Source organism: Amorphoplanes friuliensis DSM 7358, from assembly GCF_000494755.1.
In the GTDB taxonomy this organism is placed as follows: Bacteria; Actinomycetota; Actinomycetes; order Mycobacteriales; family Micromonosporaceae; genus Actinoplanes; species Actinoplanes friuliensis.
On the sequence record NC_022657.1, the window covers coordinates 1,879,601 to 1,904,744 of the forward strand.

Sequence of the window (25,144 nt, forward strand, 5' to 3'; positions counted from 1 at the left end):
CCCCGTTGTACCCACGGGTAATAAGCATCACGCGTACCGGCCGAATATGCCATCCGTCACACCGATCTTGCGCTGAACGGTCGTTCAGCGCCGACGGACGGCCGAGGTGATGTAGCTCGCACCCTCTGTTCAGGTCCCGCCGCTCGTAGAGAATCAGTCTCATGACGGGCTCTTCACCTGCTGACCAGGCCGGAACGACGACGGCTCCGGCCCGGATCGCGCGGCCGGCCGACGCGCTGGCGGAATTGATCGCGGGCAACCGCCGCTTTGTCAGCGGCCTTCCCGAGCACGGTCACGAGGTCTCGGCGGCCGCCGCGGCGTCGGGCGGCCAGGTGCCGCACGCCGTGGTGCTGGGCTGCATCGACTCCCGTGTGCCGCTCGAGGCGATCTTCGACCAGACCTTCGGCTCGATCTGCGTGGTCCGCTCGGGTGGGCACGTCGTCGACCGTGCAGTGCTCGGATCGGTGGGTTTTGCCGTCGAGGCGCTCCGGGTGCCGCTGATCATGGTGCTGGGGCACGTGCGCTGCGGCGCGGTCGACGCGACCGTCAAGGCGCTGCGCGACGGGGAGCGCCCCGAGGGTGACGTGGGCTACCTGGTCGACGAGATCGCCCCCGCCGTCAACTCCGTCGGTCTGGACGACCCGGAGGTCAACGCCAAGGCCATGCGCGCGCACGTGGCGCGGACGGTGCGGCGGATGCGTGACGTGACGGGTGTCCCCGCGGCCGTGGCCTCCGGTGAGGTCGCCGTGGCCGGCGCCGTCTACGACCTCGACACCGGTCTGGTCGAGCTGCTCACCTGAGCCCGTCCGCTCCACCTGATCAAGTTGTCGTGATCTTCATCAGCTGCACAAAGGCGCTCCCCGGGACGATCATCGCCCGGGGAGCGCCTTGTGCGCAGAGGTGGTGCTCAGCTCTCGAAGACGCCCGCGTCCACGAGACGCTTCTCGGTCGTGCCCCAGCCGTCCTGCGGGAACGACTGGTCGAGCCCGGCGATCTCGGCCCGGATCTTGGCACCGTGGCCGGCGGCGGCGAGGGTGCGGATCTCCTCGACGAAGGCGTCCGAGTCGGTCCGGAGGTGGTGGGTCTTGCCGTTGGTCAGGTTCCGGACGTACGCAAAACGGCCCTGGGCCAGCGGAATCAGGTACTTGAACTCGCCGAGGACGCTCAGGGCGCCGCCCTGACCGGCCTGGCCGGCGCGGACTGAAGCGCGGGCGGTCTTTGAGGTGTTGGCTGCCACGGCGGTACTCCTAGCTGATGATTCTCGGCTGATGTTTCAACGCAAGTTTGGTGGCAGAAAATGCCGCACCAAGCCTACACGACCGCTGTTTGGCCGCACCGCCGGAGCAGGTCGGACCGTTAGGCCAGGTGTGCCACTACGGCCATTCACATGTCGATATTGCGGTTTCTCTGGCGCACCATCCGTACCACCCGGCATCATGGAGCACGATCAACCGCGGTCGAGGTCGTAGGGGAAGACGCACCTCGGTCTCCGGGAGGTCACCGTGCCAACGTGTGGCGTCGTATACGTCCACTCGACCCCACTCGCCGTGTGCCAGCACGTCGAGTGGGCGATCGCGCGCGTCCTGACAGCGGCGGTCAATCTGCACTGGACTGCACAGCCGGTCGACCCCGGCCTGCGGCGGTCCGAGTGCAGTTGGACCGGACGCCCCGGGACCGGCGCGGAGCTCGCTGCTGCCCTCCGGCAGTGGCCCATGATTCGTTTCGAGGTCACCGAGGAACCGAGTCCCGGCGTCGACGGGGAGCGGTTCATGCACGTCCCCGGTCGCGGGCTGTTCCGCGGCACCATCGGGGCGTCCGGTGACATCCAGATCGGTGAGGACCGGCTGCGGGCGATCATGTCCTCGGCCAAAGCTCCCGAGGCGCTTTCGCACGCCCTGGAGAAGGCCCTGGGCACCGCGTGGGATGCTGAGCTCGAGCCGTACCGCTATGCCGGGGACGGTGCGCCGGTGACGCTGCTGACGCGCGTGGGGTAAGAGGTCACTCCGCACCGGCGCCGGTTTGTCGATGGTGTCGGGAGCTGATCCAATGGCGGCCGTGAAAAGGGCTCTCCGCGTTGCTGCCGCCGTACCCCTGGCTCTGCTCGTGGGGTGCGGCAGTGACGCGCCCCCGCAGCCCGGGACGGCACCCAGCCCGGCGGCGCCGCAGGCGGCGAGCGTGGCACCGTCGGTGAGCGTGCCGCCGAGCCCGGCCGGTGATCCGGCTCTGCGGGCGCGGGAGGCGGTCAAGACCTTCACCGACGCCGACCTGGCCGGTCAGGTGCTGATGCCCTACGCCTACGGCGACGCGGCCGACCGGGTCGACAAGGCCGCCGCCGCGGGCAACCAGAACCTCGCCGGGGTGAACACCCCGGCCGAGATGATCACGAAGTTCCGGCTCGGCGGCCTGATCCTGGTCGGCTTCACACCCGACGACCCGACCGGCGCCACCAACCCGGCGACCAACGTGGAGAACCCGAAGCAGGTCCGGGCGCTGACCGACGGGCTGCAGCAGGCCGCCACCCAGCTCCCCGGCGCGGCGCCGCTCCTGATCGGCACCGACCAGGAGTACGGCGTGGTCACGCGCGTCAAGGAGGGCGTGACGCTGCTGCCGTCCGCGATGACCCTCGGTGCCGCCGGCAAGCCGGACCTGACCGAGGGCGCCTGGCGTGCCGCGGGCGGGGAACTGGCCGCGATGGGTATCAACCTCGACTTCGCGCCGGTGGCCGACACCCTCGGGTCGCAGGGCAGCTCGGTGATCGGCTCCCGCTCCTTCGGCGCCGACCCGAAGGCGAACGCCGCCCAGGTCCAGGCGGCCGTCCGGGGCATCCAGGGCGCCGGCATCTCGGCGGCCCTCAAGCACTTCCCGGGACACGGGCACACGACCGGCGACAGCCACGACGACCTGCCCATCGTCCGCCAGTCGCTGCAGAAGTGGACCGAGGAGGACCGGCCCCCGTTCGGCGCGGGCATCAACGCCGGCGCCGGTGTGGTCATGTCCGGCCACCTCGACGTCGAGGCGCTCGACAAGGGTGTCGCCGCCACCTTCTCCCGCAAGATCATGACGGATCTGCTCCGGACCGACCTGAAGTTCACCGGTGTGGCGATCACCGACGCCATGAACATGCCGCCGGCCATGAAGTGGCCCCCGGGCGAGGCCGCGGTCCGGGCCCTGAACGCGGGCAACGACATGCTCCTCATGCCCCCGAACCTGGCCGGCGCCCGCGACGGCATCCTGGCCGCGCTCAAGGACGGCACGCTGAAACGCGAGCGGCTCGTCGAGGCGGTCACCCGGGTCCTCACCCTGAAATACCGCAATGCCGCCAAGCAGCAGCCCGCGCTCGACACCATCGGCTCCGCTGCGCACCAAAAGGCCGTCTACGACGCCGACGCGGCGGCGATCACCCTGCTCAAGGGCTCGTGCACCGGGCCACTGGTCACCGGACCGGTCACCGTCACCGCCTCCGGTGGGCGCGAGGCGGCGCGGATCGCGCTGGTCAAGGCGTTGCAGGACACGGGCGTCAAGGTCCAGGCCGCGGGAGGCACGGTTGTGCACCTCGTCGGGTACGGCGACCGGCAGACCGACCTCAGCATGGACGCGGCGGTGACGGTCGTCATGGACACGCCGTACCTGCTGGCCGGTTCGCGGTCGCCGGTGCTGCTCGCGACCTACTCGTCGAGCCCGCTGGCGCTGACCGCCCTGGCCAACGTCCTCGCCGGGAAAGCCAAGGCGCCGGGAAAGTCACCGGTCGCGGTCGACAAGCTCCCGCGCAGCGCCTGCGGCAAGTAGACCGCGGCGGTAGCGGCCCGGCGCCGTGCCGTGGTGCCGGCGGAAGGCCGTCGCGAAGGCGAACTCGGACGCGTAACCCACCCGGTGGGCGACCGTGGCCACGGTCGCGTCCGACGAACGCAGCAGCCGCGCCGCCACGGTCATCCGCCACCAGGTCAGATAACCGAGCGGCGGCCGGCCCACCAGCGCCGTGAAACGCCGGGCGAACGGCGCCCGTGACAGTCCCGCCCGGGCCGCGAGGGACGCCACCGTCCACGGTTCGCCCGGCTGCTCGTGCATGGCGTGCAGCGCGGCGCTGGTCACCGGGTCGTTGAGGGCGGCGACCCAGCCGGTGGTGGCGGCGGGCTGTCCGGCGTACCAGCAGCGGAGCAGGTAGAGCAGGAGCATCTCGAGCAGCGCGGGCACCGCGGCGCCGGTGCCCAGCCGGGGCTGTTCCAGCTCGGCGGTCAGCAGGCTCACGGCCGATCGCAGTTCGTCGGTCGGGGCCAGGTGGATCCATTCCGGAAGATCGTGGACGAGTGGGTGTGTCCGTACCGGATCGATCTCGTAAGCGCCGCAGAGCGTGACGATCTCCTGGCCGGCGGGCCGTGCCACCGGCGCCGAGCACGGCTCCGGGACGATGCCCGGCGCGCTGACCAGGGCATGTGCGCGACCGTGCGGACGGAAGACGACGTCACCCGGCGACAGGCGGACCGGCTCGGAGCCGCCCGGGGGCAGCAGCCAGCACTCGCCCCGCAGGATCACCTGGAAGCCCATCGCACCCGGCACCTCGGCGAACTCCTGCCCCCACGGCGCGTCGTGCCCGAGCAGCATCGACTGCGGCCGCCCGGTCCGCAGCACCGCCAGCACGTCGCTGAGCACGTCCACGCGCACCTCCCGAGACGATCACGAAGGTTTCCGGGACCCAGAAGCATAGGTCGTCCTGCCCGGTCCGCTTAGCGTCGGTGGGCATGAGAGCTGCGCGCATCCATTCGTACGGCGACCCAGGCGTGATCCGCACAGAGGACGTCCCCGTCCCGGCCCCGGGCCCCGGCGAGGTCCTGATCAGAGTGGTGGCAACGTCGATGAACCCGACGGAGGCAGCACTGCGCGCGGGCTACCTGGCCGCGCTGCTGCCGATCGAGTTGCCCCTGACGCTGGGCTGGGACGTGGCGGGCACGGTGGACGGCGCCCCGGTCCTGGCGATGCTGGACGGCGGCGCGGCCGCTGAGTATGCCGTGGCGCCGGCTGCGGCCCTCGTCCCCGCCCCGGCCACCGTGCCGCTCGCCGACGCCGCGGTGCTGCCGCTGGCGGGGATGACGGCCTGGCAGGCGGTGTTCGAGCACGCCCGGGTCGCGCCGGGCGAGCGGGTGCTGATCAACGGCGCCGGTGGTGGCATCGGCGGCTTCGCGGTGCAACTCGCCCGCCACGCCGGTGCTCACGTGATCGCCACGGCGAGTCCGCGCAGTGCGGCGGCGATCGAGGCCGACCAGCTGCTCGACTACACGGCCGGTCCGCTCGCGGTGGACGAGCCGGTCGATGTGGTGCTGAACTGCGCGGCCATCAGCGCCGGGGCGGCAGCCGCCCTACCGGCGCTCGCCCGGCCCGGCGCCCGCATCGTCACGGTCGCGACCCCGGTGCCCGGTGGGCGGCACTTTGTCGTCCGCAACGACCCAGCCGACCTGTCCGCACTGGTCAAGATGGTCGACGAGGGTGCACTCCGGCTGACCATCACCGGCCGTCGCACCCTCAACGACCTGCCGGAACTCCACCGCCTGGCGGAGTCGGGCGGCCTGCACGGCAAGGTCGTGGTGACGGTTCCGTAGGCCTCATCGACGACCGGTCCGGCCGTCGATGAGGTCCTTGGGGGAATTACGCCCGGGTGAAGACCAGCGCGACGTTGTGGCCACCGAAGCCGAACGAGTTGTTCAGGGCGGCCGGGATGTCGAGCTGACGGGGCTTGTGGGCGGCCACGTCGAGCGACAGGGCGTCGTCGGGGTCGTCCAGGTTGATCGTCGGCGGCACCACGCTGTCGCGGATCGCCAGGATCGTGGCGATCGACTCCAGCGCCCCGGCCGCGCCGAGCAGGTGCCCGGACATCGACTTGGTCGAGGTGAGGACCGGGTGATCACCGATCGCGGCGTGCAGCGCGGCGATCTCCGCCATGTCACCGACCGGCGTGGACGTGGCGTGCGCGTTGACGTGCACGATGTCGGACTTCGACACCCCCGCGTCGGCGAGCGCCTTGGTGATGGCCCGGATCGCGCCCAGACCCTCGGGGTGCGGCTGCACGATGTCGTAGCCGTCCGAGGTGATGCCGGCGCCGGCGAGCCGGGCGTAGACCCGGGCACTGCGGGCGGCGGCGTGGTCGGCCCGCTCGAGCACGAGCGCACCGGCGCCCTCACCGAGCACAAAACCGTCGCGGCCCTTGTCCCACGGCCGGGAGGCCTTCTCGGGCTCGTCGTTGCGGGTGGACATCGCCCGCATCGAGGCAAAACCGGCGATCGGCAGCGGGTGGATCACAGCCTCGGTGCCACCGGCCATGACCACGTCGGCCCGGCCGGAGCGGATCAGGTCCAGACCCAGGGAGAGGGCCTCGGCGCCGGTCGCGCAGGCGCTGGCCATCGAGTGAACGCCCGCCTGGGCGCCGAGCTCGAGACCGACCCAGGCGGCGGGGCCGTTGGGCATCAGCATCGGCACGGTGTGCGGGCTGACCCGCCGCGGGCCGGAAGCCTCCAGGATGTCGTCCTGGTTGAGCAGGGTCTGCGCACCCCCTATGCCGCTGCCGAAGCTGACGGCGAGGCGCTCGGGGTCGAGACCCGAGTCCTTGAGGCCGGAATCGTTCCAGGCCTGGTGCGCGGCGATCAGGGCGATCGACTCCGAGCGGTCGAGCCGGCGCAGCTTGACGCGTTCCATGACCTCGGAGGGATCGACCGCGAGATGGGCGGCGATGCGGACAGGCAACTGCGCGGCCCACTCCTGGGTGAGAGCCCTCACCCCGGAGCGGCCGGCAAGCATGGCGTCCCAGGTGGACGCGACGTCCCCGCCGAGCGGGGTCGTCGCGCCGAGCCCGGTGACGACGACGTCTGTGGTGCTCATGTCAGTGATTCGCCTCGATGAAGGACACGGCGTCGCCGACGGTCTTGAGGTTCTGGACCTCGTTGTCGGGGATCTTGACGCCGAACTTCTCCTCGGCGGCCACCACGACCTCGACCATGGACAGCGAGTCGACGTCCAGGTCGTCGGTGAAGGACTTCTCCTCGGCGACGTCGTCCGGGTTCACCCCGGCGACCTCCTCGAGGATCTCGGCGAGGCCGGAAGTGATCTCAGCGCGGGTTGCCATTGCGGTGGTTCCTCTCGATGGTGGGAAACTCCCGGACAGTACTGCGGCCGTCTTACGGGCAGCGGATGACCTGTCCGGCGTAGGTGAGGCCGCCGCCGAAACCGAAGAGCAGGACGGGGGCGCCCGCGGGCACCTCGCGCCGCTCGACCAGCTTGGACAGGGCCAGCGGCACACTTGCCGCGGAGGTGTTGCCGGACTCGACCAGGTCCTTCGCGATGACCACGTCCGGGCCGAGGCCCAGGCGCTTCACGATGCCGTCGATGATGCGGGTGTTGGCCTGGTGCGGCACGAACGCCGCGAGCTCCTCCGGCCGGACGCCGGCCCGCTCGCAGGCCTGCAGGGCGAACGGCGCCAGCGCGGTGGTCGCCCACCGGAAGACACTCTGGCCCTCCTGCTTGATGTACGGCTGCCAGCCCTCGATCCGGAGCACGTCGCCCTTCTCGGGTGCCGAGCCCCACAGCACCGGCCCGACGCCGGACTGCTCGCCGTCGGGAACGGCGGAGACCACGGCCGCGCCGGCGCCGTCACCGAACAGGACCGCCGTGGTGCGGTCGGTCCAGTCGGTGAGGTCGGACAGCTTCTCCGCGCCGATGACGAGGGCGTTGCGGCTGGCACCCGCGCGGATGGCGTGGTCGGCCGTGCCCAGGGCGTACGAGAAGCCCGAGCACGCGGTGTTGAGGTCCATGGCCGCCGGGGCGTTGATGCCGAGCTTGGCGGCGACGCGGGTGGCGACGTTCGGGCAGCGGTCGATCGACGAGCACGTCGCGACCACCACCATGTCGATGTCGGCGGCGGACAGGCCGGAGCCGGCCAGGGCCTTCTCGGCGGCGAAGGTCGCCATGTCGGCGACCGACTCGGCGTCGGCGACCCGGCGCTCGGCGATGCCGACGCGGTCCCGGATCCAGGCGTCGTTGGTGTCGACGATCTTGGCGAGGTCGTCGTTGGTGACTACACGCGAGGGCTGGTAGTGGCCCATCGCGACGATGCGGGAACCCGCGGTCATCGTGTTGCTCCTTCGATCGCGACGGACTGGATCACTGCGACTGCCCGCTGGTGCTGGCGGCCGGACCGGCGGCGGTGCCGTGCCGGGCGATCAGGTCGCGGGCGGCGTCCAGGTCGTCCGGGGTGTTCAGCGTGACGATCTCGGGGGCGCCGTCGCCCTTGAGCTCACGCTTGACCAGCCCGGCCAGGGTGCCGGCCGGGGGCAGCTCGAGAACGCCGGTGACACCGAGCTCGCGCAGGGTCCCCATCACCAGGTCCCAGCGGACCGGGGCGGTGACCTGCCGGACCAGGCGCTGCAGCATCTCCGCGCCGTCGGCGACCGCGGTGCCGTCCAGGTTCGACAACAGGACGCGGGACGGGTCGGTGACGGTGACACCACCGGCGACGGCACTCAGGGCCTGCTCGGCCGGAGCCATGAACGGTGTGTGGAACGCGCCGGCGACCTGGAGGGTGATGACCCGCGCCTTGGCCGGCGGCTCGGCGGCGAACTTCGCGAGCCCGTCGAGCGAGCCCGCGGCGACGATCTGACCGGCGCCGTTGCGGTTGGCCGGGAAGAGCCCGTGGCGCTCGATCGTGGCGACCACCTCGTCGGCGTCACCACCGAGGACGGCGCTCATGCCGGTGGGTTCGAGGGCGCAGGCGGCGGCCATCTCGCGGCCGCGGAGACCGGCGAGGGCGATGGCGGCCTCGGCCGGCACCACACCGGCGATCGCTGCGGCGCCCAGCTCACCGACGCTGTGACCGGCAACCACGTCGACGTTGTGCAGCGGGAGCTGCTCGGCCGCGAGCAGGGCGGCGGCGACGAGCAGGGGCTGGGTGCGCGCGGTGTCCTTGATCTCGTCGGCACCGGCCTCGGTGCCGAGGTGGATCAGGTCGACCCCGGCGAGCGCCGACCACCAGCGCAGGCGCGCCTCGGCGCCGGGAAGGCCGAGCCACGGGGAGAGGAAGCCGGGCTTCTGGGAGCCCTGGCCGGGCGAGAGTACGGCGAGCACGGTCCTGACTCTTCCGGATGGAGGCACGTTCCGGGGTTGCTGCACGGGACCAAACCCTACGACCCGCGTTGTCACTTTCCTACAAGTACCCCCGTGTTTTGTCCCGATAGCGAGGCAATCACGGCACCTGTAAACCGGTGTTGATCTCGGTTTTGTTGCTGGTGGGACGGGTGATTTAGCTCGCAGGGTCCAGCCGGCCGATGGCGAGCGCCAGTCGCAGCGCAAAGGCGTCACGCCCGTCCAGCGGGGACAATCCGGTCACCTCGGCGACCCGTTTGAGCCTGTACCGCACGGTGTTCGGGTGCACGAAGAGCTCGCGGGCCGCACTCTCCAGCACACCGCCCGCGGCGAAGAACGCGTCCAGCGTGTCCAGCAGTCCACCACCGGCCCGGACCACCGCGCCGTACGCGTCGTGACGCAGCGCCCGCCGGGCCTCGGAGTCGCCGGCCAGCGCACGCTCCGGCAGCAGGTCGTCGGCGGCCACGGGGTTGGGGGCGCCGGGCCAGGCGGGTGCGGCGCGGAAGCCGGCCAGGGCGGCGCGGGCCGACTCGGTGGCGTGGTCGAGTGACGGCACGGCCGGCCCGACCACGATGGGTCCCTCGCCGAAGCTGGCGGCCAGCTGCCCGGCCGTGGCCAGCGGATCCGCGGCGCCGCCCATGACAACCACGAGCCGGTCGCCGTGCACACCACCGATGACCTCGACCCGGGCGCGCCGGGCGGCCCGGTAGACGCTGTGCAGGACGGCGGTGATGTCGCCGCCGGGGGAGCGTCCGACCACGACGGCCACGGGCGGGGCGTCCGCCCAGCCGAGCGCGGCGGCGCGGCTGGCCAGCACGTCGGACGAGTCGCCCCGCAGCAGGGCGTCGACCAGCAGCGCCTGCAGCCGGGAGTCCCACGCGCCCCGCGACTCGGCGGCGCGGGCGTAGACCCGTGCCGCGGAGAAGGCGATCTCCCGGGAGAACTTGAGGATGGCCTCGGCGAGCGCACCTTCCTCGCCCGCGGCGGCGAGGTTGGCCACCTCGGACTCGGCCACGTCGATGGTGACCTTGATGAGCTGCACGGTCTGGGTCAGCGTGATGGACCGGGCCAGGGCTCGCGGCGCGGCGGCGAAGACCTCGTCGGAGATCTCCTGCGTGCCGGCCGCGGTGCCGCCGGACCGCAGCCACTCGACCAGCGAGCGGACGCCGGCCTGGGCGACGAGCATCACCCAGGAACGCTGGTCGGCGGGCAGGGCGCGGAACCACGGCAGGGTCTCGTCCATGCGGGCCACACTGGAGCTGGCCAGGGCGCCCGCGTGGCGTTCGACCCGGCGCAGGGTGGCAGCCAGCGGCGGACGCTTGGCCGCGCCTGCGGATTTTGCTGCCTGTGCCACGCGTCCAGCCTGTCACGATCCGCTTTCCCGTGGTCGGGGCGGGCCTCGAGGTTGTACCGTTCCGCCCGGTCACGCGCGTGTCTCGGTTCTGCACCTTTTGGGAAATATGTCCGTAATAGCGGTGCGCCTTCCCCGCGATTCCGGTCGGTGACCTGGCAGGGTGTCGTCCTAGTGCGACCCGTACTCGCCCCGCCGGAGGGGTAATGACGGGCACCGCGGTGCCGATGAGTCCGGGTACCGAACTGACCGGCAGGGGAAGGAGGCAGGGATGACGGAGCGCGAGGACGGCCAGCTGTGCGCCGACGCGGAGCAGGTGGCCGCCGAGGAACCGCTCACCCCGCCCGCCGACGAGCCGGCCGGGGACATCCCGCACCGGGTCGGCTGCCGCACCGAGCTCCGCGGCTGGGCCGGCGCCCACCTCCACGGCGCGGTCCGCCCGCGCCGGCGCGCGGTCAGCCGCGGCCGCCCGCCGGGCCGCTGGTGCTGATCTCCCACTGATCTCCGCGGCGGCCGGCCCACCCGATCGAGTGACCGGCTGCGGTGTGGCGAGCGCGTTCCGTGACGCCCGGCGCCGCCTCCCGACACCGTGAACAGGTGGACGACAAAAGACGGCTCATCCTCGACCAGGCCCTCGCACTGGTCGACGAACACGGCCTCGGTGCCATGTCCATGCGCGCGGTCGCCGAGCGTGTCGGCCTCACCTCGATGGCGCTCTATCCGTACGTGGGTGGCAAGGACGCGATGCTCGACGGGCTCGTCGACCTGCTGCACCTGGAACTCGGCAGCGAGTACGGCGAGGACCCGGCCGGCATCGACTGGCGGCAGCGGCTGCGGGCGCTCGGCCGGGCGGTGCGGGCGCTGTCCCGGGCGCACCCCGGCGCGTACCCCCTGCTCCTGAACCGCCCGGCCGCCGGCGCCTCGGCGTCCTGGCTGACCGCGGCCCTGCGGGGGTGCCTCCACGACGCGGGCGTGCCGGACGGGCAGGTGCCCCGGCTGACCAGGATGATCTGCGCCTTCCTGCTCGGTTACACCGTCGGCGAGGTGACCGGCGGGCTGCCCGCCGACGAGGCCGCCGGGCACGACGACGACGCGGCGGAGTTCGACGCGGACCTCGACGACCTGGTCCGGCTGGTGGAGGTCACCGTTAGCGTCGCCTGACGCCGTTCCCCGTCCAGGGTGCCCCGCGGTGGCCTATAAAGACAGGTATGTCCGACGGGTTCGTTACGGAGCGCTACCTCCACCTGCGTCGCGCGGCGTTCCTGATGTGCGGCGACTGGGCGCTCGCCGACGACCTCGCCCGCACCACCCTGGCCCGCGTCCTCACCGAACTCGACGTCACCGATCCGGAACTGTGGTCCTACGCGGACCTGATGTCGGCCTTCAAAAAACCCCGAGGCCGCCGTGAGCACGTTTTTGTCGCCCCATCGGACCCGGCCACGTCAACCGGCGGTGACCTCCACACGGTCCTGGTCCTCGACGCCCTGCACGGCCTGCATCCCCGGTGCCGCGCCGTGCTGGTGCTGCGGCACTTCTGCGGCCTGGCCATCGACGAGACCGCCGACGCCCTGGACCTCGACGACAGCCGCGTCCTCGCCTTCGAGGCCGAGGGCCTGGGCGCCTTCGAGTCCCTCCTCAACGCCGCCCGCACAGCAGGCGTGCGATGACCACCCACCCGGAACCCACCGGCACGGCCGCGTTCCGGACCGCGACTTCCCGCTCGGCGGCATCTTCTCTGACGGGCGTGCGATGAGTGCCGTATTGACCGAGGTCCTGCAGCGCGCCTGCGAGGGGGAGCCGCCGGCCGGTGACGCCGTTGCTGACATTGCCGTGCGGGCCGAGCGGCTGCGCCGTCGGCGGGCCCGCAACGTGGTGCTCGCCGGTCTGGCCGCGGTGGTCATCGTCATCCTGCTCGGGTATGCCCTGACCACGGTCCTGCTGCCCGGTCCGAAGGCGCGCTCGACGGCCGCCGCGGCCGTCGCCCAGCCCCGGCCGTCGAACGTTCTTGATCCCGTCCTGGCGGTGCTGGCCCCTCAGGTCGACGCGAAGGGCTACCGGATCGTGCCGCGGGAGCCGTTCTCGGGTGCGGGCTGGCGGCAGTACGCCGTGCTGAACGAGGCGGGTGAGCCGCGCGGACTGGTCGAGGTGGCGGTCTACGACGCACAGTCGGGTCTGTGCCTGCCGGTGCTCGCCGACCCGGCCGCCTGCGCCCTGCCGGACCGCACCGACACGGGTGTCGAATATGCCCGTTACGCCGACACGGACGATGTGGACTGGCAGGTCAACGAGGTGATCGCCCGCCGGGTGGTCGACGGCCGCACCGTCGCGGTCATGGCCACCGGCGAACGCGGGACCGGCGACGCGGAGGCGGGTGAGCCACCGCTGAGCACCGCGGAGGCCGCCGACGCCGCGACGGACCGCCGCCTCCCGGACGCCTTCGGCGTGGGCGAACGCTGCAACACCCCGGCCCCCGCCTGCCCCATCTTCAAGATCCCCGTCCGCCCGATCGACTGACATCCTCAAAGCCGCCCCGGCCCCGGCCCCGGCCCTGGCCCCCGGCAAGAGCCGCTCGAACCCGGAACGGTCCGGCTGAGTGCGGGCCGGACACAGAACGGCCCGGACCAGCAAAGCGGTCCGGGCCGGTGTGAGGTGCGGCTGGGTCAGACGCGGCGGCGGATCAGGAACGCGATGCCGCCCAGCCCGAGCAGGATGACCACCAGCACCGCGGTGTTCAGCAGGAACAGCCGCCGGAAGTCGGAGATCACGCCGTTGACGTTCTTGACCGGGTCCACCTCGTCCACCGCGACGTCCTCGCCCACGCCGCCGCCGATGCCGCCCTGGACGACGTCGGGCTTGGCCTTGAGGGGGACGCCGCTCAGGCGCAACGACTCCGACATGGTCAGGCGGCCGTAGAACCAGCCCGCGGCCTTCTTGCCCGTCGGCTGCTTGGCGGGACGGTACGCGCGAGGGCCGCCGGCGGCGTTCGGGTAGAGGTCGTAGACCTGGTTGGCCTTGTCCTTGATCAGGACGGTGACGACAAACTTCGGCCCCATCTTGTCGGCCTGGGGCCGGGACGTGGTGGGGCTGGTGTTGGCGAGCCAGTTGACCTCGCTGAGCAGGCGCTTGAACAGGTCAGCGCGTTCGGCCTGCTGGACGACGATCTTGTCGCCGGGGAACTTGCCGGCGATCTGCACCGCCGTGGGTTTGGCCGGCGCCTTGGGCGCGGCCGGTGCAGCTTGTGCGGCGACCGCCGGGGCGAGCCCGACGCTCAGCGCGAGACCTGCTGCCAACACTCCGGTCGCCGAAAGAAATCGAGCCATCACCCCTTGAACCACTGTCCGGCCTCCCCGCCCCGTGGATGTACGACGTGCGCTGGTCGTGTCGGCACGGCCTGTGGAGGCCCGTCGCCGGCACGGCCCAGTCCTCACAGCCTTCCCTCAGATGGTCTCGGCCGCATCTCGGACCGGGACGAATTGGAGCTATCTGGGATCGACTGCAGTGGCGAACGGCGGCCGCTGATCAGCGGGCGAATAGTACCCAGGCGTCGCAAGTCCCGGGGTGTCCGGTCACCCGTGCTGCTGACGTTCATACCCCTATGACGTCTGCGCCTGGCCAAATGTTGCCTGGTGGGGTACGCGCGCGCCGAAATCCCGGCGCACGCGTACCGAAATGGTCACGAAACCTCAGGCGAGTCTGGTGCGGGCGGTGGCCAGGCGGGCCAGGGTCCGCTCGCGGCCGAGCACTTCGAGTGATTCGAAGAGGGGGAGACCGATGGTGCGGCCGGTGGCGGCCACGCGTACGGGTGCCTGGGTCTTGCCCAGCTTGAGCCCACGCTCCTCGCCGACGCGTTCGAGGGCGGCCTTGAGGGGCTCGGCGGCCCATTCGTCGAGAGCGCCGAACGCGGCGCCGGCGGCGTCGAGGATCTCGGCGGCGCCTTCCTTCATCGCCTTGTTCCAGGACTGCTCGTCGGTGACGGGCTGGTCGAGGAAGAGGAAGTCGACGTATTCGACGATCTCGCTGAGCACCGCGATGCGGGTCTGGGCGAGCGGCGCGACCGCGGCGAACACGGTCGAGTCGAAGGCGGCCGGGTCCCACGGCGGGGCCGGGATGGTGTCGGTGCCGCCCAGCCAGGGTGCGCACACCGCGGCGAACTCCTCGGCGTCCAGGGCGCGGATGTAGTCGCCGTTGAACGCGCGCAGCTTCTTGACGTCGAAGAACGCGGGGGAGTGGCTGACCCCCTCGAGCCGGAACTCCTCCTCGATGACCGACCACGGCACGATCTCGCGGTCGCCGGAGGGTGCCCAGCCGAGCAGCAGCAGGTAGTTGCGCATGGCGGCGGCGAGGTAACCCTCGTCGCGGTAGGACTCCAGGGCGACCTTGTCGCGGCGCTTCGAGAGCTTCTGGCGTTTTTCGTTGACGATGACGGGGACGTGCGCCCAGATGGGCGGCTCGGCCCCGAGCGCCTCCCACAGCAGCTGCTGCTTGGGGGTGTTGGGCAGGTGCTCCTCGGCGCGGATCACGTGGGTGATGCCCATGGTCATGTCGTCGACGACGTTGGCCAGCAGGAAGACCGCGGAGCCGTCGCTGCGGGCGATGACGAAGTCCTCGATCAGCTTGTTCTCGAAGGTCGGCTTGCCGCGGACCAGGTCGGTCACCACGGTCTCGCCGTCGTCGGGCGTCCGGAAGCGCAGCGCGCGGCCCTCGCCGGGGCCGAGAGCGCGGTCGCGGCAGAAGCCGTCGTACCCGGTGTGCTTGTTGCCCGAGCGGGCCACCACGTCGTCGCGGGTGCAGTCGCAGTAGTAGGCGCGGCCCTCACCGTAGAGGCGGGTCGCGGCGGCGGTGTGCTCATCGGCGTACGTCGACTGGTAGTAGGGGCCTTCGTAGGTGCCGCGTTCGATGCCGATCCAGTCGAGTGCCGAGATGATGCCCTCGGTCCACTCGGGACGGTTGCGGGCCGCATCGGTGTCCTCGATGCGCAGGACGAAGACCCCACCCGTCTGCTGGGCGTAGATCCAGTTCTGCAGCGCCGAGCGGGCACCGCCCACGTGGAACATTCCGGTCGGAGAAGGGGCGAAGCGTACGCGTACTGTCACGCGACCAGCGTACGGCGCTCGTCGAGACGGTTTTCAGCGACCTTTTATCACGCCATATATTGACGACTATTAGTAAGGCTTCTTAAGATTTGGCGGCCCGATGTCATCCCCGACGGCGCCCCCACGCCGGACTGAGAGGTCTCCATGAAAAGAAAACTGGCCGCAGCCGCAGCAGCGTTCGCTGTGGTCGTCACGAGCGCGGTCGCCTTCGCGGGCACGTCCGAGGCGGCCGTCCTGCCGAACAACTTCAAGAGTGTCGGTTACATGCCGTCCTGGGCCGGCAGCGTCAACAGCATCCAGTACAGCAAGCTGACCCACATCAACTACGCGTTTGTGCTGCCCAACGCCAACGGCACGCTTCAGGGCGTACCGGATCCGGGCAAGCTGCAGTCGCTGGTCTCGCTCGGTCACCAGAACAACGTCAAGGTCTCGCTGGCCCTGGGCGGCTGGAACGACGGCAACGACTCGGCGTTCGAGGCGCTGGCCGGCAACTCCGGCTCGCGCACCACGTTCGTCAACGCGGTCATGGGCCTGGTCGGCCAGTACAACCTGGACGGCATCGACATCGACTGGGAGTACCCGGACCCGGGCACCTCCGGCAACAACTACACGGCCCTGATGCAGCAGCTCAGCACCGCCCTGCACGGCCAGGGCAAGCTGCTCACCGCCGCGGTCGTCTCCGAGGGCGGTACGGCCAACGGCGTCCAGCCAGCGGTCTTCGGCATGGTCGACTGGCTCAACATCATGGCGTACGACGGCGGTAGCCCCCACGCCAACTACGACTGGTCGATCGCCAGCGTCAACTTCTGGAAGAACCGTGGTCTGCCGGCGTCCAAGGCGGTCCTCGGTGTGCCGTTCTACAGCCGTCCCGGCTACAAGACGTACGCCCAGATCGTCGCGACCAACCCGGCCTTCGCCAACCAGGACTGCGCCACGATCAGTGGTGTCAACGAGTGTTACAACGGCCTCCCGACGGTCCGCCGCAAGACCCAGTGGGCCATGGCGAACGCCGGCGGCATGATGAACTGGGAGCTCTCCCAGGACGCGACCGGCGCCAACTCGCTGGTCAGTGCCATCTTCACCACGGCGACCGGTGGCTCGACGCCGCCGACCACCCCGCCGCCGGCCGGGCGTACCGGGCCGATCACGGGGATCGCCGGCAAGTGTGTCGACATCGCCGCGGCGTCGTCGGCCAACGGCACCGCCGTGCAGCTGTACGACTGCAACGGCACCACCGCGCAGAACTGGACCGTCGCGTCCGACAGCACCCTGCGCGCGCTCGGCAAGTGCCTGGACATCGCCGCCGCCGGTACGGCGAACGGCTCGCTGGTGCAGATCTACGACTGCAACGGCACCGGCGCCCAGGTGTGGCAGGCGCAGAGCAACGGCACGCTGCGCAACCCGGTGAGCAACAAGTGCCTGGACGCGTCGGGCAACAGCTCGGCGAACGGCACCCGGCTGCAGATCTGGGAGTGCTTCGCCGGCACGAACCAGCGCTGGACCCTTCCGGCGTGACGTGAGGCGGATCCGCGTGGTCAGTCGACCGCGCGGATCCGCACCACCATCACGGCGCCGAGCAGGGTCACGACGGCCGTCAGGGCGTACAGGGTGGGGTAACCGCCGAGGTGGGTGACCAGCGGTGCCGCGATCGCCGGGCCCAGCACCTGGGGGGCCGCGGTGGCGATGTTGATGACACCGAGGTCCTTGGCCCGGTCGACCGCCGCGGGCAGGACCTGCGTGATGAGGGCGGTGTCGACGGCCAGGTAGACGCCGTAACCCGCGCCGAGCAGCACCGCGGCGACCATCGAGGCCGGCCAGGTGGGCCAGATCGCCAGCAGCAGCGCCGCGACCGCGATGACCACACCGGACCAGATCACGAAGATCTTGCGTTTGCCGGACCGGTCGGAGAGCCGCCCGCCGATCACCGCCGTCGCCACCATGCCCAGCGTGTAGAGCAGGATCATGATGAGCAGCCCGGTGTCCGGGTCAGCCAATTTGACGCGGTCGGTGAGGAAATACAGCAGGTAGAGCGTGCCCAGGGCGTTGCCGAGCTGCACGAGAAAACGGGTGCCCCAGGCCCAGGCGAAGTCGGGGTTCTCGCGGAAGACACGCCAGATCTTCGTCCTCGAGCGGGGGCGTTCCGCCTCCACCGGCAGGGGGTCGTCGGGTGTGAGCAGCGCAAACGGCACCGCGAGCACGACCAGGACCACAGCCATCACCACGTACCCCGAAGCGACGCCGGTGACGACGGCCGTGACCAGCACCGCGCCGAGCACGAGGCCGAGCGCCTGCGGCATGCCGATCCAGCCCGAGACCGCACCCCGCTGGCCGACGGGCACCCGGTCCGGCACCGCGGCGGTCAGCGTCGCCAGCATGATGTTGAGCCCGAGCTGCGTACCGGCCCAGCCCAGCGCGACCCCGGCGATGGTCTGCTGACCGGAGAGCAGGAGCAGCGAGGCGCAGGAGATGGCGGCGCCGCCGAGCGTCCACACGTGCCTGCGGCCGTACGCGCGGCCCCCGATCCGCAGGCGCGTCCGGTCGGAGAAGGCGCCGGCCGCGGGGTTGACGACGATGGCGACCAGCGCGCCGAGGGCGGTGACCCAGCCGAGCGCGGCTTCCTTGCCGACGATGCCGATCTCGCTGATCTGCTCGGGCAGGAGCACCTGGACGGGGGTGAAGAACGCCATCCAGAGGCCCAGGTTCGCCGCGAAGAGCAGGCCGATCCAGGAGCGCCGGACGGGTACCACCGGTTCGGCCAGCGCGGCCGGTGCACCCTGCGTGACGCTCATGGAACCCCCGGGGAAACGCGAAAGATCCTCGGACCCTAGATGATGGTGGCCCCCGCGGGAAGAGCCGTCCGGACAGCGGCCGGGAGCTTGCCGAAGGCGGTGATCACCGGGCCGTCGCCGCCCGGTTCCCAGACCCCCTCGATGCGCCCGTTCACCACCAGCGTGGGGGAGATCCAGCCCTGCGGCCGGGAAACCGCCGACTTGGGTCCGCTGCTCACCTGGTCGAGCTGTCGCAGGCTCCCCACCACGTACGGATCGAACGCCGGCAGCAGCAGCACCGTGTCCTCGCCGGCCGGGGTCTCGGGCTCCGGCCCGTCCCCGATCCGAGCGAAAGCCTTCTTCGCCAGGGCCGGTTTGAGATCGAACCAGCGAGCGAACTCCGCGGCCTCGGCCGGTCCGTACGTCTCGAGGTAGTTCAACGCCAGCTGGTCGATCGCGTCGTCGGCCGGCACCTCGGCCCACTCGCCCAGCCAGGCGCGCGGAGCCACGAACGTCACGTTGCGCCCGCGGGGCGGCCCCGAGCACAGCAGCCCGCGGAAGGCCAGCGGCTTGAGGATCGCCCCGAAGCCCTGCGTCAGCGGCCCGCGCAGATCCTCGTGCCGCGTCGCGCCGATGATCGCGCCGGCCAGTTCCTCCCGGGTCAGCGGCTCGGCGCCGAGCACGTCGGGCACCGCGGCGATGATGTCGGTCATCTGCGCGGCCGTGACGCCGTGGTACTTCAACCACGAGCCGGTCGTCTCCCGGGTGCGGGTGCTCATCGCGGCCACCCACAGCGGCAGGTCCTCGGCCGGCAGCAGATGCAGTGTGCCCCGCGCGGCCCACGTCCGGACCAGCGTCTTCTCCTCGTAGAGCGCCTTGTCGAGGTCGGGTGCGGACGGCAGCCGTAGTGTCGCCGAGGCGAGCGCCGACGAGGCGACCTGGGCGTGGAAGCCACCGATGCGCCGAGCTGCGTCGACCACGGTCCGGGCCTTGGTGGTGCCGAGATGCTGCCGCTCGATCCGGCGGCGCAGGACATCCTCGAGGGTCACGGCCGGTCCTCCCGCGACCGGTGGCTGCGCACCTTGGCCCGGTTGCCGCAGCGCTCCATCGAGCACCAGCGGCGGTTCCCCGGACGGGACGTGTCGAGGTAGATCAGGGCGCAGTTGTCAGCCGCGCACATGCGTACCCGGGTGGCGGTGGGCGGGGTCAGGGTGGTGACCGCGTCCCGCGCGAAGAGGGTGGCGAGCTGATCGGCCCGGACCGGCCGCTGCCAGGTCCTCCTCAGCTCAGGACCGATCTCCGGTACGGGCACAGCGCCGCCCGCCACCTCGTTGAGCACGTCGGCGTCCACCCGGGCGATCGCCGATCCGGTGGCGGTGGCCCAGGCACCCGCCCAGATCGCCTCGCGCAGCCGCTTGACCAGGGCCAGGTGTTCCTCGGTCGCCACCACGTCCTCCGGCCGCAGGCCCCAGCCGGCGAGGTCGAGCCGGCCGGCGAAGGCCCAGCGCACGAAGTCGCCGGGGGAGTGCAACAGCTCGAACCGGGCCCGGAAGCCCTCGCCGCCGCTGATGCTGGACAGTTCGAGGCACAACGCTCCCGCGTCGAACGAGAAGACCTGACCGTCCGGATGTCGCACACGCATGTAACCGGTTCTATCAGTTACCGTCCGGCCGCCCGGCAGCAGGGCAACCCTCACGGAGGCCTGATCGCCGGCGTTCTCAGACGGTGAAGCGGCCGACGAGCTCGGTCAGGCGGTGGGCGGTCGCGTTCAGCTCGTCCGCCGCCCGGTGCGACACGTCCGCCGCGGAGCGGGTGCTGTCCACGGCGCCGCTGACCGCAGTGATGCCGATCGAGATGTCCTGGCTGCCGGTGGCCACCTCGCTGATGTTGCGGGCCATCTCGGCGGTTGTCGCCGCCTGCTCCTCCACGGCCGCCGCGATCGCGGTCTGGTAGTCGTTGACCTGCCCGATCGTCGCCGTGATGGCGTTGATCGCCTCGACCGCGCGGGCGGTGTCACCCTCGATCGCGGCGACCCGGGCGGTGACGTCGCCGGTCGCGCGGGCCGTCTCCTGGGCCAGTTCCTTGACCTCGCCGGCGACGACCGCAAAACCCTTGCCGAGATCGCCGGCCCGGGCCGCCTCGATCGTCGCGTTGAGCGCCAGCAGGTTGGTCTGCTCGGCGATGCCGGCGATCAGGCGGACGACGTCGGCGATCTGGGTGGTGGAGACCCGCAGCTCACTGATCACACCGGTGGCGGTCTCGGTCAGCCCGACACCGTCACGCCCGGCCTGCGCCGCGTCCTGGGCGTTGCTGGAGATCTCGCCGATGGACGCGCCCATCTCCTCCGCACCGGCCGCGACGGTCTGCACCACGTGGGTGATGCCCTCGGCGGCAAGACCGGCCGCCTGGGCCTGACCCGAGGCGTCCTGCGCCGACGAGGCGAGTTCACCACCGGTCGCGGCGACCTCACCGGCCGACCGGGAGACACCCTCCGAGGCGCCGGAGACCTCGACGATCACCCCACGCAGCTCGGCGACCGCCGTGTTCAGGGCGGCACCCGCCCGGCCGATCTCGTCCGAACCGCTCGGCGGCACCGACACCGTCAGGTCCCGCCCGGCGAGCCGGGTCAGTGCCCGGGTCAGTCCGCCCAGGCGGCCCGAGATCCGGCGGGCCTGCCAGGCGGCGATGAGCCCGCCGGCCACGGCGAGCAGCAGGGCGGCGATCAGGAACGCGGTCAGCATGCTCCGGCGCCCGTCGTGGACGGCCTCGACCGCACCCGCGGCGTCGGCGTCGTACCCGCCGATCGCGATGGCCCAGGAGTAGGGCGCGTAGAAGGCCACGGTGGTGGTGGTCGGGCCGGCGGGGGCGCCGCCTGATCCCGGGAGCCGGTAGGTCGCGGCCCAGGTGGTGCCCCCGGTGAGCTTCGGTGCCTGCGCCACGATCTGCTCGACGTACTTCGTGCCGTCCGCGTCGGTGGCGTCCAGCCCGCCGGCGCCGTCGAGGCTCGACGAGATGACCCGGCCCGCGTCGGCCTTGGCGGTGCTGTAGACGGTCACCCAGCCGTTCTCGCGGACCGAGGTGGCGGTGATGGCCTCGGTGAGGTTCTTCAGCGCGTCCGCCTGCGGCACACCCACGAACAGTGCCCCGATGACCCGCCCGCCGGCGTCCTTGATCGGGTCGTACGCGGTGATGTACCAGGTGTCCACGACCTGGGCCACACCCCGGTACGGCTTACCCGCCTTGATCGCGGCGGCCACGGCGTTCGGCGTACCGTCGGCGCCCACCGCCGGGATGTAGGTGCCGATCGCGCGGTTGCCGGACTTGGCCTGCACGGTTGTCGCGACGCGCAGCAGGTCGCCGGCGTCGTTCATCCGCTGGAAGACCGTGACCGCCCCGCCGAGCAGCGACTTCACGTCGTCGACGAACGGTGTCCGGGCCTTCGTGTCGGTGTTCTGGCCCAGCCAGGTGCCGTCGACGGTGGCTCGCGGCAGCGTCACCGAGCGCTTGGCCTGGGACACCTGGTTGGTGGCCGTCCAGGTGGCGGTGTCGCCGTCGAGCCGCATCCCGCCACGCTGGCCGAGCAGGGTGCCGGCGGCCCGCATGTCGCCGTCGACGCCGCTCTGCACCTCGTCACCGACCGAGCTGACCAGCCGGGTCACGTTCGCGGTGGTCTGGCTCAGGTCCTCGGCGTTGAGCCGGGACACCTGCGCGTTGGTCCGGTCGGCAAAAGCGTCGCTCTGCCAGGCGCCGACCCCGACGAGGACGGCGGCCGTGCTGACCACCCCTCCCAGACCGAGCGCGAGCAACTTGTGGCTGATCTGGAACCCCATGTCCGACAGTTCGGCACGATCGGGATTCCGCTGAGCATCAGGGCCGAAAAAAAGGGGGAAGCCCGCAGGCTTCCCCCTTCTCACTCAGCTGCGGATCAGCTGTCGCCGCCGGTCTCGCCCACGGGCGCGGCGTTGACGTCGTCGATCGCGTACTTCTTGGCCGCCTCGGCCGGTACGTGCGCCGGCACCTTGCCCTGGAGCGCGAGCTGGCGCAGCGTCGCCACGGCGATCGACTCCGCGTCCACGTGGAAGTGGCGGCGCAGCGCGTGCCGGGTGTCGCTCATGCCGAAACCGTCGGTGCCGAGCGACGTGTAGTCGTTCGGGATCCAGCGGCTGATCAGGTCGGGCACGGCCCGCATCCAGTCGCTGACCGCGATGGCCGGGCCCTCCGAGCCCTCCAGCTTGGTCTCGATGTACGGCTTGCGCGGCTTGTCACCGGGGTTGAGGAGGTTGTGCTCCTCGATCTCCATCGCGTCGCGGCGCAGCTCGGTCCAGGACGTCACCGACCACACGTCCGCGCCGACACCCCAGTCCTGGGCCAGCAGCTGCTGGGCCTTGAGCGCCCACTGCATGCCGGTGCCGGAGGCCAGGACCTGCGCCTTCGGACCCGTCGTCTCCGGGGCCGGAGAGTATTTGTAGATGCCCTTGAGCAGGCCCTCGACGTCGACGTCGGACGGCTCGACCGGCTGGAGGATCGGCTCGTTGTAGATCGTCAGGTAGTAGAAGACGTTCTCCTGGTGCTCGCCGTACATCCGGTGCAGGCCGTTCTCCATGATGTGCGCGATCTCGAACGCGAACGCCGGGTCGTACGCCACCACGGCCGGGTTCGTCGCCGCGATCAGCAGCGAGTGCCCGTCCTCGTGCTGCAGGCCCTCACCGTTGAGCGTGGTCCGCCCGGCGGTCGCGCCCAGCAGGAAGCCACGGGTCATCTGGTCCGCGGCCGCCCACAGCTCGTCGGCGGTGCGCTGGAAGCCGAACATCGAGTAGAAGATGTACAGCGGGATCATCGGCTCGTCGTGCGTGGCGTACGAGGTGCCGGCCGCGATGAAGCTGGCGGTCGACCCGGCCTCGTTGATGCCCTCGTGCAGGATCTGCCCGGTCGTCGACTCCTTGTACGACAGGAAGAGCTCCCGGTCGACCGACGTGTAGGTCTGGCCGTGCGGGGAGTAGATCTTCTTGGTCGGGAAGAGCGAATCCATGCCGAACGTGCGCGCCTCGTCCGGAATGATCGGCACCCAGCGGGCACCGAACTCCTTGTCGCGCATCAGGTCCTTGAGCAGGCGGACGAACGCCATGGTGGTGGCGACCTTCTGCTTGCCCGAGCCGCGCTTGATGTCGCCGAAGGTCTTCGACTCCGGGATCGCCAGCGACTTGTGCTTGGTGCGCCGGGTCGGCACAAAACCGCCCAGCTCCCGGCGGCGCTCGAGCATGTACTGCATCTCGTCGGACTTCTCACCCGGGTGGAAGTACGGCGGGAGGTACGGGTTCTCCTCGAGCTGCTTGTCGGAGATCTCCAGGTAGAGGCGGTCGCGGAAGCCCTTGAGGTCGTCCAGCGTCAGCTTCTTCATCTGGTGCGTGGCGTTGCGGGCCTCGAAGTGCGAGCCCAGCGTCCAGCCCTTGATGGTGTGCGCCAGGATGACCGTCGGCTGGCCGGTGTGCTCGGTGGCCGCCTTGTAGGCCGCGTACAGCTTCTTGTAGTCGTGGCCGCCGCGCTTGAGACCCCAGATCTCGTCGTCGGTCATGCCCTCGACGAGCTTGCGCGTACGCGGGTCGCGGCCGAAGAAGTTCTCCCGGACGAACGCGCCGGACTCGCCCTTGTAGGTCTGGAAGTCGCCGTCGGGCGTGACGTTCATGAGGTTGACCAGCGCGCCGTCGGTGTCCTTGGCGAGCAGGGTGTCCCACTCGCGGCCCCAGACGACCTTGATGACGTTCCAGCCGGCGCCCCGGAAGAACGCCTCGAGCTCCTGGATGACCTTGCCGTTGCCGCGGACCGGCCCGTCGAGGCGCTGGAGGTTGCAGTTGATGACGAAGGTCAGGTTGTCGAGCTCCTCGCGGGCCGCGAGACCGATCGCGCCGAGCGACTCGACCTCGTCCATCTCGCCGTCGCCGAGGTACGCCCAGACGTGCTGCTGGCTGGTGTCCTTGATCCCGCGGTTGTGCAGGTAGCGGTTGTAGCGCGCCTGGTAGATCGCGTTCAGCGGGCCGAGACCCATGCTGACCGTCGGGAACTCCCAGAAGTTGTTCATCAGCCGCGGGTGCGGGTAGGACGGCAGGCCGCCACCCGGGTGCGAGAGCTCCTGGCGGAAGCCGTCCAGGTCGTTCTCGCTGAGCCGGCCCTCGAGGTACGCCCGGGCGTACATGCCGGGGGAGGCGTGGCCCTGGAAGAAGATGTGGTCACCGCCGCCGGGGTGGTCCTTGCCCCGGAAGAAGTGGTTCATGCCGACCTCGTAGAGGCTGGCGGACGACGCGTAGGTCGAGATGTGGCCGCCGACGCCGATCTCCGGGCGCTGCGCGCGGTGCACCAGCATCGCGGCGTTCCACCGGATGTACGCCCGGATCCGCCGCTCGACGAACTCGTCGCCGGGGAACCACGGCTCCTGCTCGGGCGAGATGGTGTTGATGTAGTCCGTCGAGGTCAGGGGCGGGACACCGACCTGTCGCTCGCGCGCCCGTTCGAGCAGCCGCAACATCACGTAGCGGGCGCGCTTGGCGCCGCCCTCGTCGATGACTCCGTCGAGCGACTCGACCCACTCGGCTGTTTCCTCGGGGTCGATGTCCGGAAGCTGGCTCGGCAGGCCGTCGCTGATCACCGGGCGCTTGCGTTCCGTGGCCACAGGCATTCCTCTGGGTCGGTGTCGGACCGTGCGCCCCATTGTGTGAACCGCACGGGAATGGTTCCATCCTGCCCCCTGCCGGTGTCTGTCGTCACGCCTACCGTCCGGCTACGCGACGCTCGACACACGTACTGAGCAGTAACTTTGG

Annotated in this window: 23 protein-coding genes; 9 read left to right on the top strand and 14 right to left on the bottom strand. The window is 71.0% G+C overall.

Annotation, left to right across the window (positions count from 1 at the left end; genetic code table 11):
* Positions 1–161: 161 nt before the first annotated feature.
* Positions 162–800 (top strand): carbonic anhydrase, encoded by a 639-nt coding sequence (locus AFR_RS08745; RefSeq protein ID WP_023359551.1) that lies wholly within the window; start codon positions 162–164, stop codon positions 798–800.
* Positions 801–907: 107 nt separating this feature from the next.
* On the opposite strand, the gene AFR_RS08750 is transcribed toward AFR_RS08745, so the two are convergent.
* Complete coding sequence (locus tag AFR_RS08750) at positions 908–1,237, bottom strand: hypothetical protein (protein ID WP_023359552.1); 330 nt, start codon at positions 1,235–1,237, stop codon at positions 908–910.
* 265 nt (positions 1,238–1,502) lie between these two features.
* On the opposite strand from AFR_RS08750, the gene AFR_RS08755 reads away from it, so the two are divergent.
* Complete coding sequence (locus AFR_RS08755) at positions 1,503–1,994, top strand: DUF3145 domain-containing protein (protein WP_023359553.1); 492 nt, start codon at positions 1,503–1,505, stop codon at positions 1,992–1,994.
* A gap of 61 nt (positions 1,995–2,055) precedes the next feature.
* Positions 2,056–3,786 carry a glycoside hydrolase family 3 protein gene (locus AFR_RS08760; RefSeq protein WP_438829925.1) on the top strand — a complete coding sequence of 577 codons (1,731 nt, stop codon included), beginning with the start codon at positions 2,056–2,058 and terminating at the stop codon, positions 3,784–3,786.
* Here AFR_RS08760 and AFR_RS08765 read toward each other — a convergent pair.
* Positions 3,739–4,653: an AraC family transcriptional regulator gene (locus AFR_RS08765; RefSeq protein ID WP_023359555.1), complete on the bottom strand. Its 915-nt coding sequence runs from the start codon at positions 4,651–4,653 to the stop codon at positions 3,739–3,741. The genes AFR_RS08760 and AFR_RS08765 overlap by 48 nt on opposite strands.
* Positions 4,654–4,775: 122 nt before the next feature.
* On the opposite strand from AFR_RS08765, the gene AFR_RS08770 reads away from it, so the two are divergent.
* Positions 4,776–5,591: an NADP-dependent oxidoreductase gene (locus AFR_RS08770; RefSeq protein WP_023359556.1), complete on the top strand. Its 816-nt coding sequence runs from the start codon at positions 4,776–4,778 to the stop codon at positions 5,589–5,591.
* A gap of 46 nt (positions 5,592–5,637) precedes the next feature.
* Here AFR_RS08770 and fabF read toward each other — a convergent pair whose 3' ends face one another.
* The 5 genes from fabF to AFR_RS08795 all read right to left on the bottom strand — a co-directional run bounded on the left by fabF (position 5,638) and on the right by AFR_RS08795 (position 10,474).
* Positions 5,638–6,864 carry a beta-ketoacyl-ACP synthase II gene (gene fabF, locus AFR_RS08775; RefSeq protein ID WP_023359557.1) on the bottom strand — a complete coding sequence of 409 codons (1,227 nt, stop codon included), beginning with the start codon at positions 6,862–6,864 and terminating at the stop codon, positions 5,638–5,640.
* Position 6,865: 1 nt separating this feature from the next.
* Complete coding sequence (locus tag AFR_RS08780) at positions 6,866–7,108, bottom strand: acyl carrier protein (RefSeq protein ID WP_023359558.1); 243 nt, start codon at positions 7,106–7,108, stop codon at positions 6,866–6,868.
* Positions 7,109–7,160: 52 nt separating this feature from the next.
* On the bottom strand, positions 7,161–8,111 hold the full coding sequence (locus AFR_RS08785) for a beta-ketoacyl-ACP synthase III (protein ID WP_023359559.1): 951 nt from the start codon (positions 8,109–8,111) through the stop codon (positions 7,161–7,163).
* 31 nt (positions 8,112–8,142) lie between these two features.
* Positions 8,143–9,102, bottom strand: a complete 960-nt coding sequence (locus AFR_RS08790; RefSeq protein WP_023359560.1) for an ACP S-malonyltransferase — start codon at positions 9,100–9,102, stop codon at positions 8,143–8,145.
* A 175-nt stretch (positions 9,103–9,277) separates the two neighbouring features.
* A complete protein-coding gene (locus AFR_RS08795; RefSeq protein WP_193786357.1) occupies positions 9,278–10,474 on the bottom strand; it encodes a PucR family transcriptional regulator in 1,197 nt (398 codons plus the stop codon).
* A 268-nt stretch (positions 10,475–10,742) separates the two neighbouring features.
* Here AFR_RS08795 and AFR_RS08800 point away from each other — a divergent pair, with 268 nt between their 5' ends.
* From AFR_RS08800 to AFR_RS08815, 4 genes are all read left to right on the top strand, one after another.
* Positions 10,743–10,961 carry a hypothetical protein gene (locus AFR_RS08800; protein WP_023359562.1) on the top strand — a complete coding sequence of 73 codons (219 nt, stop codon included), beginning with the start codon at positions 10,743–10,745 and terminating at the stop codon, positions 10,959–10,961.
* 107 nt (positions 10,962–11,068) lie between these two features.
* Complete coding sequence (locus AFR_RS08805; protein ID WP_023359563.1) at positions 11,069–11,632, top strand: TetR/AcrR family transcriptional regulator; 564 nt, start codon at positions 11,069–11,071, stop codon at positions 11,630–11,632.
* Positions 11,633–11,679: 47 nt separating this feature from the next.
* Positions 11,680–12,138: a SigE family RNA polymerase sigma factor gene (locus tag AFR_RS08810; protein WP_023359564.1), complete on the top strand. Its 459-nt coding sequence runs from the start codon at positions 11,680–11,682 to the stop codon at positions 12,136–12,138.
* 82 nt (positions 12,139–12,220) lie between these two features.
* On the top strand, positions 12,221–12,985 hold the full coding sequence (locus AFR_RS08815) for a hypothetical protein (protein ID WP_148307909.1): 765 nt from the start codon (positions 12,221–12,223) through the stop codon (positions 12,983–12,985).
* A gap of 146 nt (positions 12,986–13,131) precedes the next feature.
* On the opposite strand, the gene AFR_RS08820 is transcribed toward AFR_RS08815, so the two are convergent.
* Both AFR_RS08820 and gltX read right to left on the bottom strand, forming a co-directional pair.
* A complete protein-coding gene (locus tag AFR_RS08820; protein ID WP_041840714.1) occupies positions 13,132–13,791 on the bottom strand; it encodes a hypothetical protein in 660 nt (219 codons plus the stop codon).
* 363 nt (positions 13,792–14,154) lie between these two features.
* Positions 14,155–15,564 (bottom strand): glutamate--tRNA ligase, encoded by a 1,410-nt coding sequence (gltX, locus tag AFR_RS08825; protein WP_084297946.1) that lies wholly within the window; start codon positions 15,562–15,564, stop codon positions 14,155–14,157.
* Between the two features lie 144 nt (positions 15,565–15,708).
* On the opposite strand from gltX, the gene AFR_RS08830 reads away from it, so the two are divergent.
* A complete protein-coding gene (locus AFR_RS08830) occupies positions 15,709–17,079 on the top strand; it encodes a glycosyl hydrolase family 18 protein (protein WP_041840716.1) in 1,371 nt (456 codons plus the stop codon).
* 20 nt (positions 17,080–17,099) lie between these two features.
* Here AFR_RS08830 and AFR_RS08835 read toward each other — a convergent pair whose 3' ends face one another.
* The 5 genes from AFR_RS08835 to aceE all read right to left on the bottom strand — a co-directional run bounded on the left by AFR_RS08835 (position 17,100) and on the right by aceE (position 24,996).
* On the bottom strand, positions 17,100–18,353 hold the full coding sequence (locus AFR_RS08835) for an MFS transporter (protein ID WP_023359569.1): 1,254 nt from the start codon (positions 18,351–18,353) through the stop codon (positions 17,100–17,102).
* 35 nt (positions 18,354–18,388) lie between these two features.
* On the bottom strand, positions 18,389–19,381 hold the full coding sequence (locus tag AFR_RS08840; protein ID WP_023359570.1) for a winged helix DNA-binding domain-containing protein: 993 nt from the start codon (positions 19,379–19,381) through the stop codon (positions 18,389–18,391).
* Positions 19,378–19,974: a CGNR zinc finger domain-containing protein gene (locus AFR_RS08845; protein ID WP_023359571.1), complete on the bottom strand. Its 597-nt coding sequence runs from the start codon at positions 19,972–19,974 to the stop codon at positions 19,378–19,380. Before AFR_RS08845 ends, AFR_RS08840 begins: the two co-directional genes overlap by 4 nt.
* A gap of 76 nt (positions 19,975–20,050) precedes the next feature.
* Positions 20,051–22,162 carry a methyl-accepting chemotaxis protein gene (locus AFR_RS08850; RefSeq protein WP_023359572.1) on the bottom strand — a complete coding sequence of 704 codons (2,112 nt, stop codon included), beginning with the start codon at positions 22,160–22,162 and terminating at the stop codon, positions 20,051–20,053.
* A gap of 95 nt (positions 22,163–22,257) precedes the next feature.
* On the bottom strand, positions 22,258–24,996 hold the full coding sequence (gene aceE, locus AFR_RS08855) for a pyruvate dehydrogenase (acetyl-transferring), homodimeric type (protein ID WP_023359573.1): 2,739 nt from the start codon (positions 24,994–24,996) through the stop codon (positions 22,258–22,260).
* Positions 24,997–25,144 lie beyond the last annotated feature (148 nt).

Excerpts from the sequence above, each read along its gene's own strand:
- AFR_RS08835 (WP_023359569.1), bottom strand. The coding sequence starts at position 18,353 with ATGAGCGTCACGCAGGGTGCACCGGCCGCGCTGGCCGAACCGGTGGTA.
- AFR_RS08800 (WP_023359562.1), top strand. The coding sequence starts at position 10,743 with ATGACGGAGCGCGAGGACGGCCAGCTGTGCGCCGACGCGGAGCAGGTG.
- AFR_RS08815 (WP_148307909.1), top strand. The coding sequence starts at position 12,221 with ATGAGTGCCGTATTGACCGAGGTCCTGCAGCGCGCCTGCGAGGGGGAG.
- AFR_RS08850 (WP_023359572.1), bottom strand. The coding sequence starts at position 22,162 with ATGGGGTTCCAGATCAGCCACAAGTTGCTCGCGCTCGGTCTGGGAGGG.
- AFR_RS08810 (WP_023359564.1), top strand. The coding sequence starts at position 11,680 with ATGTCCGACGGGTTCGTTACGGAGCGCTACCTCCACCTGCGTCGCGCG.
- AFR_RS08785 (WP_023359559.1), bottom strand. The coding sequence starts at position 8,111 with ATGACCGCGGGTTCCCGCATCGTCGCGATGGGCCACTACCAGCCCTCG.
- AFR_RS08830 (WP_041840716.1), top strand. The coding sequence starts at position 15,709 with ATGAAAAGAAAACTGGCCGCAGCCGCAGCAGCGTTCGCTGTGGTCGTC.
- fabF (WP_023359557.1), bottom strand. The coding sequence starts at position 6,864 with ATGAGCACCACAGACGTCGTCGTCACCGGGCTCGGCGCGACGACCCCG.
- AFR_RS08820 (WP_041840714.1), bottom strand. The coding sequence starts at position 13,791 with ATGGCTCGATTTCTTTCGGCGACCGGAGTGTTGGCAGCAGGTCTCGCG.
- AFR_RS08780 (WP_023359558.1), bottom strand. The coding sequence starts at position 7,108 with ATGGCAACCCGCGCTGAGATCACTTCCGGCCTCGCCGAGATCCTCGAG.
- AFR_RS08845 (WP_023359571.1), bottom strand. The coding sequence starts at position 19,974 with ATGCGTGTGCGACATCCGGACGGTCAGGTCTTCTCGTTCGACGCGGGA.
- AFR_RS08745 (WP_023359551.1), top strand. The coding sequence starts at position 162 with ATGACGGGCTCTTCACCTGCTGACCAGGCCGGAACGACGACGGCTCCG.